This is a genomic window from Microbacterium sp. SL75 (assembly GCF_026625865.1).
Classification (GTDB): domain Bacteria; phylum Actinomycetota; class Actinomycetes; order Actinomycetales; family Microbacteriaceae; genus Microbacterium.
In genome coordinates, this window is the sequence record NZ_CP113067.1 from 1,357,529 (window position 1) to 1,372,084 (window position 14,556).

The 14,556-nt window shown below is 69.0% G+C and carries 11 protein-coding genes; 5 read left to right on the plus strand and 6 right to left on the minus strand.

Features of this window, described 5'->3' with window-relative positions; all coding sequences use genetic code 11:
• Positions 1 to 10 precede the first annotated feature (10 nt).
• The gene (locus OVA17_RS06270; protein ID WP_267788910.1) at positions 11 to 340 is read right to left on the minus strand and encodes an L-rhamnose mutarotase; all 330 of its coding nucleotides are present in this window, start codon (positions 338 to 340) and stop codon (positions 11 to 13) included.
• A gap of 42 nt (positions 341 to 382) precedes the next feature.
• Between OVA17_RS06270 and OVA17_RS06275 the strand changes: the two genes are divergently transcribed.
• Both OVA17_RS06275 and OVA17_RS06280 read left to right on the plus strand, forming a co-directional pair.
• On the plus strand, positions 383 to 1,369 hold the full coding sequence (locus OVA17_RS06275; RefSeq protein WP_267788911.1) for an aldo/keto reductase: 987 nt from the start codon (positions 383 to 385) through the stop codon (positions 1,367 to 1,369).
• Positions 1,366 to 2,214 (plus strand): amidohydrolase family protein, encoded by an 849-nt coding sequence (locus tag OVA17_RS06280; protein ID WP_267788913.1) that lies wholly within the window; start codon positions 1,366 to 1,368, stop codon positions 2,212 to 2,214. Before OVA17_RS06275 ends, OVA17_RS06280 begins: the two co-directional genes overlap by 4 nt.
• A gap of 4 nt (positions 2,215 to 2,218) precedes the next feature.
• Here OVA17_RS06280 and OVA17_RS06285 read toward each other — a convergent pair whose 3' ends face one another.
• The 4 genes from OVA17_RS06285 to OVA17_RS06300 all read right to left on the minus strand — a co-directional run bounded on the left by OVA17_RS06285 (position 2,219) and on the right by OVA17_RS06300 (position 9,594).
• Entirely contained in the window at positions 2,219 to 2,866 is a 648-nt protein-coding gene (locus OVA17_RS06285) for a bifunctional 4-hydroxy-2-oxoglutarate aldolase/2-dehydro-3-deoxy-phosphogluconate aldolase (RefSeq protein WP_267788915.1), read from the minus strand.
• A complete protein-coding gene (locus tag OVA17_RS06290) occupies positions 2,863 to 3,624 on the minus strand; it encodes an SDR family oxidoreductase (protein WP_267788917.1) in 762 nt (253 codons plus the stop codon). Before OVA17_RS06290 ends, OVA17_RS06285 begins: the two co-directional genes overlap by 4 nt.
• Positions 3,621 to 4,643, minus strand: a complete 1,023-nt coding sequence (locus OVA17_RS06295) for a zinc-dependent alcohol dehydrogenase (protein ID WP_267788918.1) — start codon at positions 4,641 to 4,643, stop codon at positions 3,621 to 3,623. Before OVA17_RS06295 ends, OVA17_RS06290 begins: the two co-directional genes overlap by 4 nt.
• 283 nt (positions 4,644 to 4,926) lie before the next feature.
• On the minus strand, positions 4,927 to 9,594 hold the full coding sequence (locus OVA17_RS06300; protein WP_267788919.1) for a DUF6805 domain-containing protein: 4,668 nt from the start codon (positions 9,592 to 9,594) through the stop codon (positions 4,927 to 4,929).
• Between the two features lie 181 nt (positions 9,595 to 9,775).
• Between OVA17_RS06300 and OVA17_RS06305 the strand changes: the two genes are divergently transcribed.
• Together OVA17_RS06305 and OVA17_RS06310 are read left to right on the plus strand one after the other, a co-directional pair.
• Entirely contained in the window at positions 9,776 to 11,062 is a 1,287-nt protein-coding gene (locus OVA17_RS06305) for an adenylosuccinate synthase (protein WP_267788921.1), read from the plus strand.
• Positions 11,062 to 12,264, plus strand: a complete 1,203-nt coding sequence (locus OVA17_RS06310) for a lactonase family protein (protein ID WP_267788922.1) — start codon at positions 11,062 to 11,064, stop codon at positions 12,262 to 12,264. Before OVA17_RS06305 ends, OVA17_RS06310 begins: the two co-directional genes overlap by 1 nt.
• A 675-nt stretch (positions 12,265 to 12,939) precedes the next feature.
• Here the strand turns inward: OVA17_RS06310 and OVA17_RS06315 are convergent.
• The gene (locus OVA17_RS06315) at positions 12,940 to 14,064 is read right to left on the minus strand and encodes an AI-2E family transporter (RefSeq protein WP_267788924.1); all 1,125 of its coding nucleotides are present in this window, start codon (positions 14,062 to 14,064) and stop codon (positions 12,940 to 12,942) included.
• 80 nt (positions 14,065 to 14,144) lie between these two features.
• On the opposite strand from OVA17_RS06315, the gene OVA17_RS06320 reads away from it, so the two are divergent.
• Complete coding sequence (locus tag OVA17_RS06320; protein WP_210075684.1) at positions 14,145 to 14,450, plus strand: chorismate mutase; 306 nt, start codon at positions 14,145 to 14,147, stop codon at positions 14,448 to 14,450.
• Positions 14,451 to 14,556: the final 106 nt, after the last annotated feature.

A 14,556-nucleotide genomic window follows, 5' to 3' on the forward strand; every position in this document is an offset into this window, starting at 1 on the left:
CCGCCGCCGCTCAGTCGAGGTGGAACACCTCGGGGAGGGGAAGCCACGACCGAGGCTGGGCGCCGTCGACGGGAACCTGCAGCGTCGCCATGAGATCGTTCCACCGAACGCACTCGGGAACGCGGTCGATGGCCGCGAGGTCGCCTTCGTAGTCATCGCCCTCGTACTCCCAGTACGAGAACAACAGCGTCCCGAAGCGATAGATCGAGTAGTTCCGGATGCCGGCCCCCGAGATCGCGGCGAGGACCTCGGGCCACACCTCCCGATGATACCGCTCGTACTCCTCGACCGCGGACTCACGGAGTCCGATGACCGACCCGACTCTCTGCACCTTTGCCATGCCAGACATACTACGTATGATTTTCTCAACGAAGGAGTTCCCATGACCGCATCGCGCCTGATCGGCCTGCCCCTCACGACTCTCGGCGTCGGCGGTGCCCAGTTCGGCAACCTGTTCCGAGAGACCACCGACGAAGAGAGCGCCGCCGCGGTGGATGCGGCGTGGGAGCGCGGCATCCGGTACTTCGACACCGCTCCGCACTACGGACTGGGCCTCTCGGAGCGCCGGATGGGCGCTGCGCTGCGCGGACGTCCGCGCGACGAATACGTGCTGTCGACGAAAGCCGGTCGTCTGCTCGTGGACAACCCCGAGGGCGAGGGACAGCTCGACGACGACGGCTTCATCGTGCCGGCGACCACCAAGCGGGTCTGGGATTTCAGCCGCGACGGCGTGCGACGGTCGATCCACGAGAGTCTGGAACGTCTCGGCGTCGACCGGATCGACATCGCGTACCTGCACGATCCTGACGAGCATTGGGATGCCGCATCCACGACGGGCATCGAGGCGCTGCGCGAGCTGCGCGAGGAAGGCGTGCTCGGCGCGATCGGCGTGGGGATGAACCAGGCCGAGATGCCCGCCGCGTTCATCCGTGAGTGCGACATCGACGTCGTGATGCTCGCCGGCCGCTACACGCTCCTCGACCGCACAGCCGAGCGCGAGCTGCTGCCCCTGGCGGTGGAGCACGATGTCGCCATCGTCGCCGCGGGCGTGTACAACTCAGGGCTCCTCAGCTCGCCCGATGTGCCCACCGACGCGCGCTTCGACTACTCGCAGGCGCCGGAGGCGCTCATCGAGGGCGCCCGCGACATGGCCGCCCTCTGCCGCGAGTACGGCGTGACACTCCCCGACGCCGCCGTGCAGTTCGCTCTGCGGCACCCGGCGGTTCGCTCGGTCGTGCTCGGGGCGCGAACTGTCCAGCACGTCACGAGCGGCGTCGAGCGCGCCCAGGTCGAGATCCCCGCAGAGCTGTGGGAGCGTCTCGACGAGCGTGCCGCCTCGCTCGCCGCCGCCGACCACGAGAGCGCATGATGATCATCGACTCCCATGTGCACGTGTGGGACCTGGCGCGCGGCGGCTACGACTGGCCCGACGCGTCGGTGCCCCAGCTCCATCGCACGATGACCCTCGACGACCTCACCCCCACGCTCGATGCGCGGGGGATCGACGCCGTCGTCCTCGTGCAGGCGGCCGACACCGCGGTCGATACGCAGAACATGCTCGAGGAGGCGCGCCGCCATGCCCGTGTGCGCGGCGTCGTCGCCTGGGCCGATCTCGGCGCCGAGCCCGCCGCCTTCGGGGCGCAGTTCGACCAACTGCGATCGGAGCCCGTCGTGGTTGGCCTGCGCAACCTCATGCACGTCAAAGGCGTGCGAGGCTGGATCCTCGGCGAGCACCAGCGGGCGAATGTCGCCGCCGTCGCGGCTGTGGGTATGCCACTGGACGTCGTCACCTCGACGCACGACGAACTCGCCGACGTGGTCGTCCTGATGGAGGCGACCTCGGGGCTACGGGTCGTCGTCGACCACCTCGGCAAACCCCCCGTCGGCGGCACCACGCAGGCCCGGCGGGAATGGCGTGCCGTGCTCGCCGACATCGCAGCCGATCCCCGTAGCACCGCGAAGGTGTCGGGGCTGTCGTCCGCGGTCGGTCCCCTCGACTCCTGGACGCCGGAGCAGGTCGCGCCGTTCATCCACGACGCCCTGGAGCTCTTCGGGCCCGACCGCCTCCTCTACGGCGGCGATTGGCCGGTCGTGCTGCTCGCCGGCGGCTACGCGCGAGCCTGGGACGCGGTCAACGAGGCGCTGGCATCCCTCGATGACGCAGAACGCGCCGCTGTCCTCGGGGGAACGGCGGCGCGCGTCTACGGCCTCTGACGCTTCAGGCGATCCGTCGGGGGGCCGGAAGACCGGATGCCACGAGGGCGGCGACCGCGGCGGCCGTCAGGCTCTCGATGCGGTCCACGTCTTCTGCCGCCACCGCGTCGTTCGGAACGATCCACGAGCCGCTGACCGCCGCGATGGCCGGATGGGCGAGGTACTCCGCGGCGTTGCCGTCGCCCACGCCGCCGCTCGGTACGAACCGGACGCCCGTGAACGGAGCGGCCAGGGCGCGGATGGTGGCGAGACCGCCGAGCCGGTCGGCCGGGAAGAACTTCAGCGTGTCGATGCCGGCGGCAACGGCCCGCTGGATCTCCGTCGCCGTCGCCACCCCCGGCAGCGACGCCATGCCGGCGGCGCGGGTGGCATCCACCACGTCCTGGTCGAACCCGGGGCTCACCACGAAGCGCGCCCCGGCGGCTGCGACCGCCTCGACCTGGCTCCGTGATAGCACGGTTCCGGCTCCCACCAGCAGGTCGGTCTCGCGTGACAACGCCGCGATGGCCTCGAGCCCGGCGGCCGTGCGCAGGGTCATCTCGACGCACGTGATGCCGCCGCGCGCGAGAGCGCGACCCGCCGCGACCGCGGCCGAAACGGTGGGGGCGGTGAGCACCGGGACGATGCCCACCCCGTCGAGCGTGAGCGTCATCGGGCGAGCCACCCGCCGTCGACCGGAAGGATGATGCCGGAGACGTAGGCGGCGGCGGCCGAGGCGAGGAATACCGTGGCACCGCCCAGGTCTTCGGCGCGCCCCCACCGGCCGGCCGGGATCCGCTCCAGGATGCTGCGCGAGCGATCCGGATCGTCCTGCAGCGCCTGCGTGTTGTCGGTGGCGATGTAGCCCGGGGCGATCGCATTGACCGTCACCCCCTGACCGATCCACTCGTTGCTCAGGGCTCGGGTGAGGCCGGCGATTCCGGACTTCGCGGCGGCGTAGCCCGGAACGGTGATGCCGCCCTGGAAGCTCAGCAGGCTAGCGGTGAAGATGACACGGCCGTCGCGGCGCGCGAGCATGGGCGCCGCCACCTTCTGCGTGAGCACGAAGTGGCTCGTGAGGTCGACATCGATCACGCGCTTCCACGACTCGAGCGGGTGCTCGACCGCGGGGGCACGCTCGATCGTGCCGGCGTTGTTCACCAGGATGTCGACGTCGAGGCCGGCGAGCTCGTCGCCGAGGGCAGCGACGGCGTCGAGGTCGGCGAAGTCGGCATGGCGTCCGACGAAGCGACGTCCGTGCGCGGTCACCGCGCGCTCGACAGCGCTTCCTTCCGGCAGGGGCGAGGATGCCACGGCGATGACGTCGGCGCCGGCCGCGGCCAGAGCCTCGGCCATGCCGAGACCGATCCCGCGGGAGGCTCCGGTGACGACCGCGGTGCGTCCGGTCAGGTCGAAGGGGGAGGCGCTCATGCGTCGGCCTGCACGTCGATGAGGACCTTCAGCGCTTTACCGCTCTTCAGCTCGGCAAGGGCCGAGGTCACGTCGGGCAGCGGGTACACCGAGGTGATCACGGCCTCGACATCGATGGCATCCGAGTCGAGAAGCTCGATGGCCCGTTCGAAGTCGATGCGCTGGTACACGCGGGCGCCGAGGAGGCGGAGCTCGCGCCAGAAGACGCGCTGCAGGTCGATCTCGCGCGGGGTGGGGTGAATGGCGACGATGACGATCGTGCCGCGTACCCGCGCGAGGCCCGTCGCGGAACGCACCGCGGCCGCAGCGCCCGACACCTCGAAGACCACGTCTGCGCCGGCGCCGCCGGTCCACTCTTCCACCCAGGCGGTGGCGTCGAGCGCACTCGGGTCGACGGTGACGAAGCCGAGACGCTCGATGAGTTCACGACGAGCGGGATCGAGTTCGAGCACCGCCACCTCGGCGCCGGCCTGACGGGCAACGGAGGCGATGAGCACGCCGATGGGGCCGCCGCCGATGATGACGGCGCGGTCGCCGGCGCGCAGTTCGGAGCGGCGCACGTCGTGCACGGCCACGGCCACGGGTTCGATGAGGGCCGCGGTGCGCAGAGACAGGCTCGCGGGGAGGGGCACGAGAGTGGATGCCGGCACGGTCCACGTCTGCTGCAGGGCGCCGGGGGAGTCGATGCCGATGAAATCGAGGTTCTGGCAGATGTGCTGGTTGCCGTTGCGGCACGCGGGACACGTGCCGTCCCAGTCGAGGGGCATGACGGTGACCTTGTCTCCGACGGACCATCCCGTGACCGCGGAGCCGAGCTGGCGGATGGTCCCGCTCATCTCGTGCCCGAAGACCAACGGGCGCGACACTCGTGCGTCCATCGACCCGTGGATGATGTGCAGGTCGGTACCGCACACCCCCACGAAGGCGACATCGATGACGACCTCATCGGGGCGCGGTTCGACCGGGGTGACCTCGGTGACCGAGACGACTCCGTCTCCGGTGTATGCGGCTGCGCGCATGGCTTCTCCTTGGTGTGTCGGGATGGGAGGGTTCAGATCCAGCGCACCCGAGCGACGGGTAGTTGCGGATCGGCGGAGCGCCGACCTCTCCAGGGGAGAGATCGAGCACGTCGTGCCCGAGAGAGGGGGTCGAGAGGCCACGTCATCGGGGTCCTTCTGAGAGTGGCCGCGGGGCCGAACAGGATAGGACTCAATAGTACTACGTATGATGCCTTGTCAGAAGGCGGCAGACGATGATGGCAGGACGACCCGCTGGGGCGCCCTGCCATCATCGTGATCACCGTCAGGCTCGACGGCGCGGACGCCGCAGCGCCCAGACTCCCGCCCCTGCGATCAGCAGGGAGAAGGCGAGGAGCGCCGCACCGAGGGGGGCCTGCGCCCCGGTGGCCGCGAGCGTGCCCTTCGCGTAAACCTGCACCGGGAGAACGGCGACGGTCGTCCCATCGGCTCCCGTCACGGTGATCGTGTGCCCACCGACGGCGAGGTTCTCGGGAATGACGACGGGGAACGACACCCGGCCCGTGGCATCCGCCGCGGGGATGCCCGTGATCGTGATGGGGTCGCTGCGCAGCACGGCCGTCACCTGCTCACCGGACGCAAGGCCGCGAACGGTCACCGTGACCGTGCCGCCTCGCTCGACCGACGACGTTGATGCCGAGGCCGTCCGCTGTCCGCTGGTGGACGGGCCGCCCGGTGCCGAGGTGGCACCACCGCCGGTACCCCCGGTCGGCGCGACCGTCGGCGTCGACGTCGGCACGGCAGTGGTGGTCGGCGTCGGCGTCTGGGTCGGTTCCGGCGTCGGGCTGGGGGCCACGGCCTTCTTGACGGTGACCACGTACGAGGTCGACGTCGTGTGATCCTGCGCGAAGGAGTTCACCGCCACCTGAGTGTCGCCCGATGCGTTGAGCGTCACCGTGCGCGGCTTCGTGTCGTCGATCAGGATGTCCCCGACTTTCACCAGACCGCTGGGCACGGCCGGATCGGCGTCGAACGTTACCTGGGTGGTGTCGGAGGGGACGTCCAGCGTATACGCGGTGGTGCCCCGCGAGAACGCGGGAGTGAGGGTGCCTTCCGCGAACGACAGGTTCGTCAGCCGCGATTCCGTGTCGAAGGTGAGCGCGCGGGCCGTCGTCAGGCCGTACACGCCGCCGACGAACATTCCCGATCCGTTGCTCGCGAACCGCACCGTCACCACCGGGATCTTCTGCCCGTCGGCATCGAGGACGTAGGCGCCCGAGCTGTCCTTCTTGTAGCTGTCGCTCGCCGCGATGCTCTCCATGATGGATGCCGGGATCTCGTCCCACTCGGTGAAGAACGTGTCACCGTGCTCGCTGCTGATCGTCTCGGTCTTCAGCTTCACGCCGTTAAGCAGCACGTCGAAGGAGCGTCCGGCGTCGCCGCCGTTGTACTTCACGCCCAGGTAGTTCTTCGGTGCCGTCGGGTCGACGTTCATCTCGTACTGGAAGAACGAGCCAGCGGACTTGTCCGCGTCGCGGTAGCCCAGTCCCTTCCACGTGCCGCTGTTGGAGCGCACCTGCTGCAGGTTCCTGGCCGACTCCTGTGCGCCGTTGCCCATCGCGCTCATCGAATCGATGGTGGTCTCGGCGTTTCGCAGCGCCGTCTTGCGATCCAGGATCTGCTGCTGCGCTTCCGCCGAATCGGGTGACACCGACTCCCCGTTGAACCGGAGTTCGCTGTAGCGCGCCGTCGAGGTTCCGAGCTCGCCGGAGTTCCCGCTGCGACCGGCACTGGACTGCACCACGCCCGCGTCGAGGGTGGCGTCGGCCCCGGTGAGGGGAGCCTGTCCCACCGTCGAGAACGTGGTTCCGTCGGTCGAATATGACGCCGTGACCGTGTTGCTGTCGCGTGTGAGCTTGACCCACAACGGTCGTGCGGTGGTGGCGACGGCGTTGGCCTGCGAGTCGATGACGCCGTCGCCGTCGGCGTCGTACCGCAGGGCGACGTAGTTGGGCTCGATCGCGAGGTGCGCGTAACCGAGAGACTTCTCGGCGACGCTGCGGTCGGCCATGCGCGACAGGTCGTTGCGGACCGACAGCCCCGCTCGATACCAGCCCGTGTTGCCTCCGTCGAACTTCACCGACACCGATCCCGTGGTGCCGAGGATGTCTTTCTTGTAGATGGACGTGTATTCGTCGCCGCCTTCTCCGATGTCGCGGCCCTTGTTCTGGAGCGCGAAGCTGCCGCCGGACTGGACGGCCTGGTTCTCGGCGTACAGCGACGGTGCGGCGGTCAGGAGATCCCCGGACACGGCACCGCCGAGAACGACCGAGAGCGACTTCGAGACGGTTTCCCGACTGGTGCCGCCGATCTCGTCGCGCGTCATCGCGGCATTCGCCGAGACGCTTCCGCTCGTGACGGAGTCGCTAACGGTGATGCGCCACGTGGCCGTCGCCGTCTGTCCGGGTGGGAGCGTCGTCGGCGCGGTCGTAAGGGGGGTGAGCGTCACCTTGTCGGAGGCGCTGATCTGCAGTGCGATGTCGCTGAGCAGAGTGGACCCGAGGTTGGCCACCGTGGCGGTGAGCACCTGAGCGCCCGAGGCGTCTCGGCCGATCGAAAGGTCGAGACCGCGCGACTGCCCGACCCAGTCACCCGCCTTACGGTACTGCGCCGAGATCCCGGCCTCGGCGATGACCTTCTGGGCAGCGAGAGGGTACTCGTTGATGCCCAGCTGCGACTGGTTGGTGATGCGGTTGTTGTAGTAACGGCCACGCTCGTCGCACTTGGCCGAGTCGGCGCACCAGGGGCCGGCGTTGACACCGCCGCCCAGCCACCACGTTCCGTCGATGGTGTTGTCGCGCGTGGAGTTTCCCACGTTGTCCGCCGGGGTGCCCTGGTTCTCGTTGAAGCCGTTCGCGAACGCCTGGTAGTAGGTGCCGTCGAGGGCGTTGTTCTTCGCGGTCAAGTAGCGGGTGCCCTCGTCGAAGTAGAGCTTGGTACCGTCGCCGCCGCGCAGGTAGTTGCTGTCCCAGCTGCTGCCGGGCGCCGCGCCCAGGTGGTAAAGCACGCCGCCGTCGTTGCCTTCTTTCTTGAAGTCCCACATCACGTTCTTGGCGACGTGGATGTTGCGGCTGAACGTCGGGTTGTCTTCAGCGAAGCGCGTGTTGAAGATGTACGCGCCCCGTCCCTGGTAGACCGCGTTTCCGCCGGCATCCGGCACACCCCAGCCCCACCCGGTGTCGATGACGTCGTACGGGCCGTCGCTGAGCTCGTTGTGCGAGATCTCCGCCCCGTCCCACCAGGTCGCGAGGACCGCCGAGGACTCGAAGTAGTCCTGACCCATCTTCTTCACGCGGTTGTTCGTGATCGTGAGGTTGCGGTTCGCGCGAGAATCGCCGCTCGGTCGTGCCGCCTCGGCGTTCGTTCCACCGGCGACGATCGCCGATCCCGCCGTGTCGAAGAAGGTGTTGCCGACGACCGACACGTGCTGTGCCCCGAGTCCGACGCCCGACGCATGCGCCTCGTCGTTCATGCCGATGCCGAGTCCCTTGCTGCCCAGGTGGGCGAACTCGTTCAGCGTGAACGAGACGTCCTTGGCGGCGGACACCTGGATGCTCGCCGGGGTCTGCCGGAACATGTAGCGGTTCGACTCGAAGGTCAGGCAGTCGATCGAGTAGGCGCCCTGCGCGCACGCCTGCTTCGGGGCGTTCGGGTGGGCCGCGTTCCACTGCGCCAGCTGCGTGTTGTTCAGCGGCATGGTGGGGTAGTCCCGCAGGCGGATCAGGCGGGGCAGATCGGCCGCTGCGACGGCGCTCGCGTCATCGAGGTAACGGTACGTGTCGTCGGATCCCTTCTCGATCAGCCGCACCAACGGCGCCTGGTCTTGCGACGGGTCGAACGTGCGCTGGTCCGACGTCGGCAGATCCTGCGTGGTCGGGTCGGTGAGGGCGTAGAGGTACCCCTTCAGGACGGAACCGTTCTGCTGGCTGGCGTAGCCGTCGTCGCTGTTCGCCGCCGTGTCGCTGGAGTACTGGAACGACAGGCCCTGGAAAGCGAGATTGGTGATCGGGGCGTCGGCGGAGTCGCCGCTGATGGTGACGAGCTTCTCGAGCTGCGGGGCGACGATCGACTTCGCGTTGGGGTTCTGCCCCGAGGCCGGCTTGTAGTACAGCTTCTCGGCATCCGTGTCGTAGAACCACTCGTTATCCTCGTCGACGAACGCGAGCGCGTTGCGGAGCGAGAACGCGGGGGTGTGCAGGGGCTTGTTGATCGTGTCCCAGCCCCACGTCTGGTTGTCCCACGACGGCTGGCGCATCGTCACGACGTTGTTCGAGATGGCGTCGAAGGGCGCGAAGCGGTCGGTGAACGAGGCGCGGCTGCGCAGCTCGACCCGCTTCTGCTGCGAGGCCGGGAGCGCCTTCAGCGCGTTCCAGGCCGTTGCGATGTTGTTCGAGGCGTAGTTCGCATCGACCGTGAAGCCGGAGCGGCTGAACGAGAACTTGCCGTAGTCCACCCACATACGTGAGCGCAGCGCCTGCCCGCCGTCCACGTAGAGCTGGCGGAAGTCGATGGCGCTGTCGAGAGGCGCCTCCCAGATGCCGTCACCGTTGGCATCCGACCATCCGGTGACGCTCTTGCCGCCGGAGATCACGGGCTTCGCGCCATCGGCGGCCTTCCACGTCACCGAGTGGCCGTTGCGACCGCCGTCGGCCGTGCGGAAGTCCAGGGTCTCGCTCAACACGTAGGTGCCGTCGCCGACGACGACGGTCACGTCGGACGAGGAGTTCGCCGCGCGCACGGCCTCTTGGGCGCGGGCGAGTGTCTGGAACGCCGATCCGGCACTGGTGCCGGAGGCGGTGTCGCTGCCCGACGGTGAGACGTAGATCGTCTCGGTCGTCGCGGCGGTGGCGGTCGTCGCGACGGCCAGTCCGGTGGCGACGAGGGCGCTGGTGACGGCCATCGCGGCCAGCATGCGTGTCGTATGACGCGGCACGGGTTCTCCTCTTCGAGTGGGGGGCGCCCGCGGCTTTGCGGGCACTCCGTTGCAGCGTAATACGTATGACGTCTTCTCGGGAGGGGGGCGCACCTGTTTTACCGGTTCGTTACCGAAGGGCCGTGTCGGACCCGCTCGATAGGATGGGGTGTACCGCCGGAATCAGACGCGAGGAGCGCACATGCCCGGAATCGTGATCGTCGGCGTCCAGTGGGGCGACGAAGGCAAGGGCAAGGCCACCGACTTGCTCGGTGAGCGCACCGACTGGGTGGTGAAGTTCAACGGCGGAAACAACGCCGGGCACACCGTCGTCATCGGCGACGAGAAGTACGCGCTGCACCTGCTGCCCAGCGGCATCCTGTCTCCCGGGGTCACCCCCGTGATCGGCAACGGCGTCGTGGTCGACCTCGAGGTGCTCTTCAACGAGCTCGAGGCCCTCAACGCCCGTGGCCTCGACACGAGCCGCCTCAAGATCAGCGCCAACGCGCACATCATCACGCAGTACCACCGCACGCTCGACAAGGTCACCGAGCGCTTCCTCGGAAAGCGCATGATCGGCACCACCGGGCGCGGCATCGGCCCGGCCTACGCCGACAAGATCAACCGCGTCGGCATCCGCGTGCAGGATCTCTTCGACGAGAACATCCTGCGGCAGAAGGTCGAAGGGGCACTCGACCAGAAGAACCACCTGCTGGTGAAGATCTTCAACCGTCGTTCGATCACGGCCGACGAGATCGTCGAAGACCTGTTGGCGTACGCCGAGCGCGTGCGTCCCATGGTCGCCGACACGTCACTGCTTCTCAACGACGCGCTCGAAGCGGGCGACGTCGTCGTCTTCGAGGGCGGGCAGGCGACCATGCTCGACGTCGACCACGGCACCTACCCCTTCGTCACCTCGTCGTCGGCGACGGCCGGCGGGGCATCGACGGGTTCCGGAGTGGGCCCCAACAGGCTCGACCGGATCGTCGGCATCGTCAAGGCCTACACGACCCGCGTCGGCTCGGGTCCGTTCCCGACCGAGCTGTTCGACGAGAGCGGCGACTGGCTGCGCTCACGGGGCTTCGAGTTCGGCACGACCACGGGTCGCCCGCGCCGGGTCGGCTGGTACGACGCCCCCATCACGCGGTACGCGACGCGCATCAACGGCATCACCGACCTCGTGCTGACCAAGCTCGACATCCTCGGCGGTCTCGAGCAGATCCCGGTGTGCGTCGCCTATGACGTCGACGGCGAGCGGTTCGACGACCTGCCGGTGAACCAGACCGACTTCCACCACGCGAAGCCGATCCTCGAGTACTACCCCGGTTGGAGTGAAGACATCTCCACCGCCCGCACGTTCGACGACCTGCCGCAGAACGCGCAGGACTACGTGCTGGCGCTCGAGAAGATGAGCGGCACGCGCATCTCCGTCATCGGCGTGGGCCCGGCCCGCGACCAGGTGATCGTGCGTCACGACCTGATCGACTGATGCGTTTCTGGGTCGGCGCCTACGCCCCCGACACCGGGTCGGCGGAGGGCATCGGCATCCTGCAGGCGGGGGAGCGCGACGCGCTCGGTGCCGGTGGCCCCCTCGGCATGGTCGCGACCGCGGCCGAGGTACCCGGGTCGCCGTCGTGGGTGGCCGCCCACCCCTCCAACGACGACATCGTGTACGCCGCCGTCGAGTTCGACGGTACTGTCCAGGCATTCCGCCGTACGAGCGATACGCGGTTGGCGCCCCTCGGCCCGCCCGTCGAGGCCGGCGGTGCGGTCTGCCACGTCGCAGTCTCGCCCGACGCGTCGTTCTTGATCGCGAGCTGCTGGGGCGACGGACGCATCGTCCGCATGGCGCTGGACGCACAGGGCCGACCGTCGGGCCCGGTGATCTGCGCCGAAGCTGCCGATCCCCACGGCTCTTCGTCCGAGCAGGGCAGCATCTCCACCGGTGCCCGGGTGTCGGGTGCCGTCGTCCCCGACCTCGCGGCGGCCGCTCGCGCGCTCCGAGAGGCCGCGGGCGACGAGTACTCCCACCTCGTCCCGGACTACGACGACGTTCCCCTCACCGACGCGGAGTCCGAAGAGGCTGCCGCCGGGGCACGCGTCTCGCGAGCCCACCAGGCGGTGTTCCTTCCCGGAGGTCTCATCGCGACGACCGACATGGGATTCGACCTCGTGCGGTTCTGGCGTCAGGTCGACGACGGCCTGCGTCTCGTGCAAGAGGTCGTCCTCCCGAAGGGCAGCGGCCCGCGGCACGGGCTCTGGCATCCTTCGGGTCATCTGTACGTCGTGACCGAGCTCAGCTGCGAGGTCTTCGTCCTGGGGGCCGACCGCGCCGGGCGCTGGCACGTGCTCTCGGGTCAGCCCCTTCTCGGCACCCTCGACACCGACACGGCCGCCGAGCTCTCGGCCAGCCGTGACGGGGCCACGATCTACGCCGGGGTCCGCGGCAGCGACACAGTGGGTGTGCTGTCGGTCCGCGGCCACGGTGAGGAACTGCAGCTGCTCGCCCTCGCCGAGACGGGGACGCACTGGCCCCGACATCACGTGGTCGTCGACGACACCCTGCTCGTGGCGGGCCAGCTGGCGCACGAGATCGTGTCGCTGCCGCTCGACACCCGCACCGGCATCCCGGGCCGGGTTCGCCACCGCACCCCGTCGCCGTCGCCGACGCGCCTGCTGCCGATGCGCTGAGCGGGTGCGTGCGGGCCGCGCGCGAATGCGCTCCGCGCCCGTCTGCGCGGGGGTTCGGCGTTCACGAGCGCGGCGTCTCTGCGTGGGGCGTCACGCGGCGAGGGTCCGGCGGCGGTCCCATCACGCGCGTCGAGCACGCATAAACGCGATCCGCGCCCGGAAACGCGAGCACGGCGTGTTTCTGCGCGCGGCGAGCGTTTCTGCGTGGTGGAGCGGCGCCGCTGGGCGGCACGGTCCGGCATCCGGGGCGCGGCGAGGGGCCGCCGGCGCTGCCCATCACGCGCGTCGAGCACGCATAAACGCGATCAGCGCCCGGAAACGCGAGGACGGCGTGTTTCTGCGCGCGGAGAGCGTTTCTGCGTGGGGGGGGGGTACCGCTGGGCGGCACGGCTCGGCATCCGGGGCGCGGCGAGGGTCCAGCGGCGCTGCCCATCACGCGCGTCGAGCACGCATAAACGCGATCCGCGCTCGGAAACGCGAGGACGGCGTGTTTCTGCGCGCGGACGGCGTTTCTGCGTGGGGGAGTGCCCCCGCTGTGCGGCAGGGCCCGGCATCCGGGGCGCACCGGGTTTCGCGCCACCGACACGCATCAACCCGATCAGCGCTCGGAAACGCGAGGGCGGCGTGTTTCTGCGCGCGGAGAGCGTTTCTGCGTGGCGGCGGCGCCGCGCCGCTCTACTTCTTGGCATCCTGTCGCGGGATGACGATCTGCTTGACGATCAGCAGGACCGAGGCGGTCACGGGGATCGCCACGAGCGCTCCGAGCAAGCCGAGCAGCGTGCCACCGACGAGGGCGCCGATCACGACGAGGGCTCCCGGGATCGAGATCGTTCGGTTCATCACGCGGGGCGTGAGGAGATATGCCTCGATCTGCATGTACACCAGATAGACGATGGCGAAGATGAGTCCGGAGGTCGGACTGACGATGAGCGTGAAGACCGTCGCCGTCGCCCAGAACAGCACCGAGCCGACGAGCGGAATGAGCGTGATGCCGAAGGCGAGCGCCGCGAGCAACGCGGCGAAGGGCTGCCCGAGGATCGTCAGGACGATGAAGGCGAAGACCGCGTTGCACAGGGCCAGCACGACCATCCCGGCGAGGTAGCCACCGACGGAGTCGGTGATCTGACCCGTCATATCGGCGACCGTCTCGCGGCTGCGGGCGGGAGTGAGGCGCACGAGCGCGTTCTTCATCCTCGGCAGCGATGCCAAGAAGTACAGGCTCAGCACCAGGACGATGATCGCCCCCGAGATGAACGTGCCGATGCTGATACCCACCTGGAGCAGGCCGCCGCCGATCGCGGCGATGTTGGCGGGGTTCGTGACGAAGCCCTGCACCTCTTTGAGGACGTCGCCCAGGCTGTCGCCGAAGTTGCTCTCGACCCAGCGAACGGCGTCGCTGTCGATGAGGTCGTTCACGAAGGTGGGAATGTCGCCGACGAACTGCTCGACCTGCCGCACCACCGGGGGGATGAGCAACCACAGGGCACCGGCGAGGATCACCGCGAGCCCGCCGAACACGATCACGATCGACCACGCGCGCGAGAGGCCGCGGCGCACGAGGAGACGCACGAGCGGGTCGAGGGCCAGAGCCACGAACAGCGCGATCGCGATGTAGATGAGCACGGTCGACAGGTTCGACAGCGCGAGCGCGAGAAGGATCGCCGTCAGCCCGCCGAGGGTGAGGAAGAACCCGGCCGCGTAGGGGCGCGAGAGGGCTGACCAGACCGGCTTGTCGCGCGACGTGGTGGCCCCGGCGTCTGCGCCTTCGGCGGTGGGGTCAGGGCGAGTGGATCGGCTCATCCTCACACTGTAGGACTCCCTGAGAGTCGTCCTCGGGGGTGGGCGCCGACCGGTAGGGTCGGAGCGATTGAGGAGGACACATGACCGAGGCCGATCCTTCGACGATTCTGCAGGGGCTCCGCGGCAGCATCGACAACATCGACGCCGCCCTGATCTTCCTGCTCGCGGAGCGTTTCCGCTGCACCAAGCAGGTCGGCGTGCTCAAGGCGAAGCACGGGATGCCGGCATCCGACCCCTCTCGCGAAGAGCAGCAGATCGCGCGGCTCATGCAGTTGGCCGAGCAGGCCGACCTCGATCCCGCGTTCGCGGAGAAGTGGTTCAACTTCGTCGTGGCCGAGGTCATCCGTCACCACCGGTCGGCCGCGGCGCAGCCGGACGCCGACTGACGCGTCCTCCCTCGCCGCGGAGGCGCGCAGGGGGTCGGCGACACGCCCGGGCCCGCATCGCGGCGTCGGCCGTCGTGGGTGCCATCAGCGTCTCCCCCACACGCGC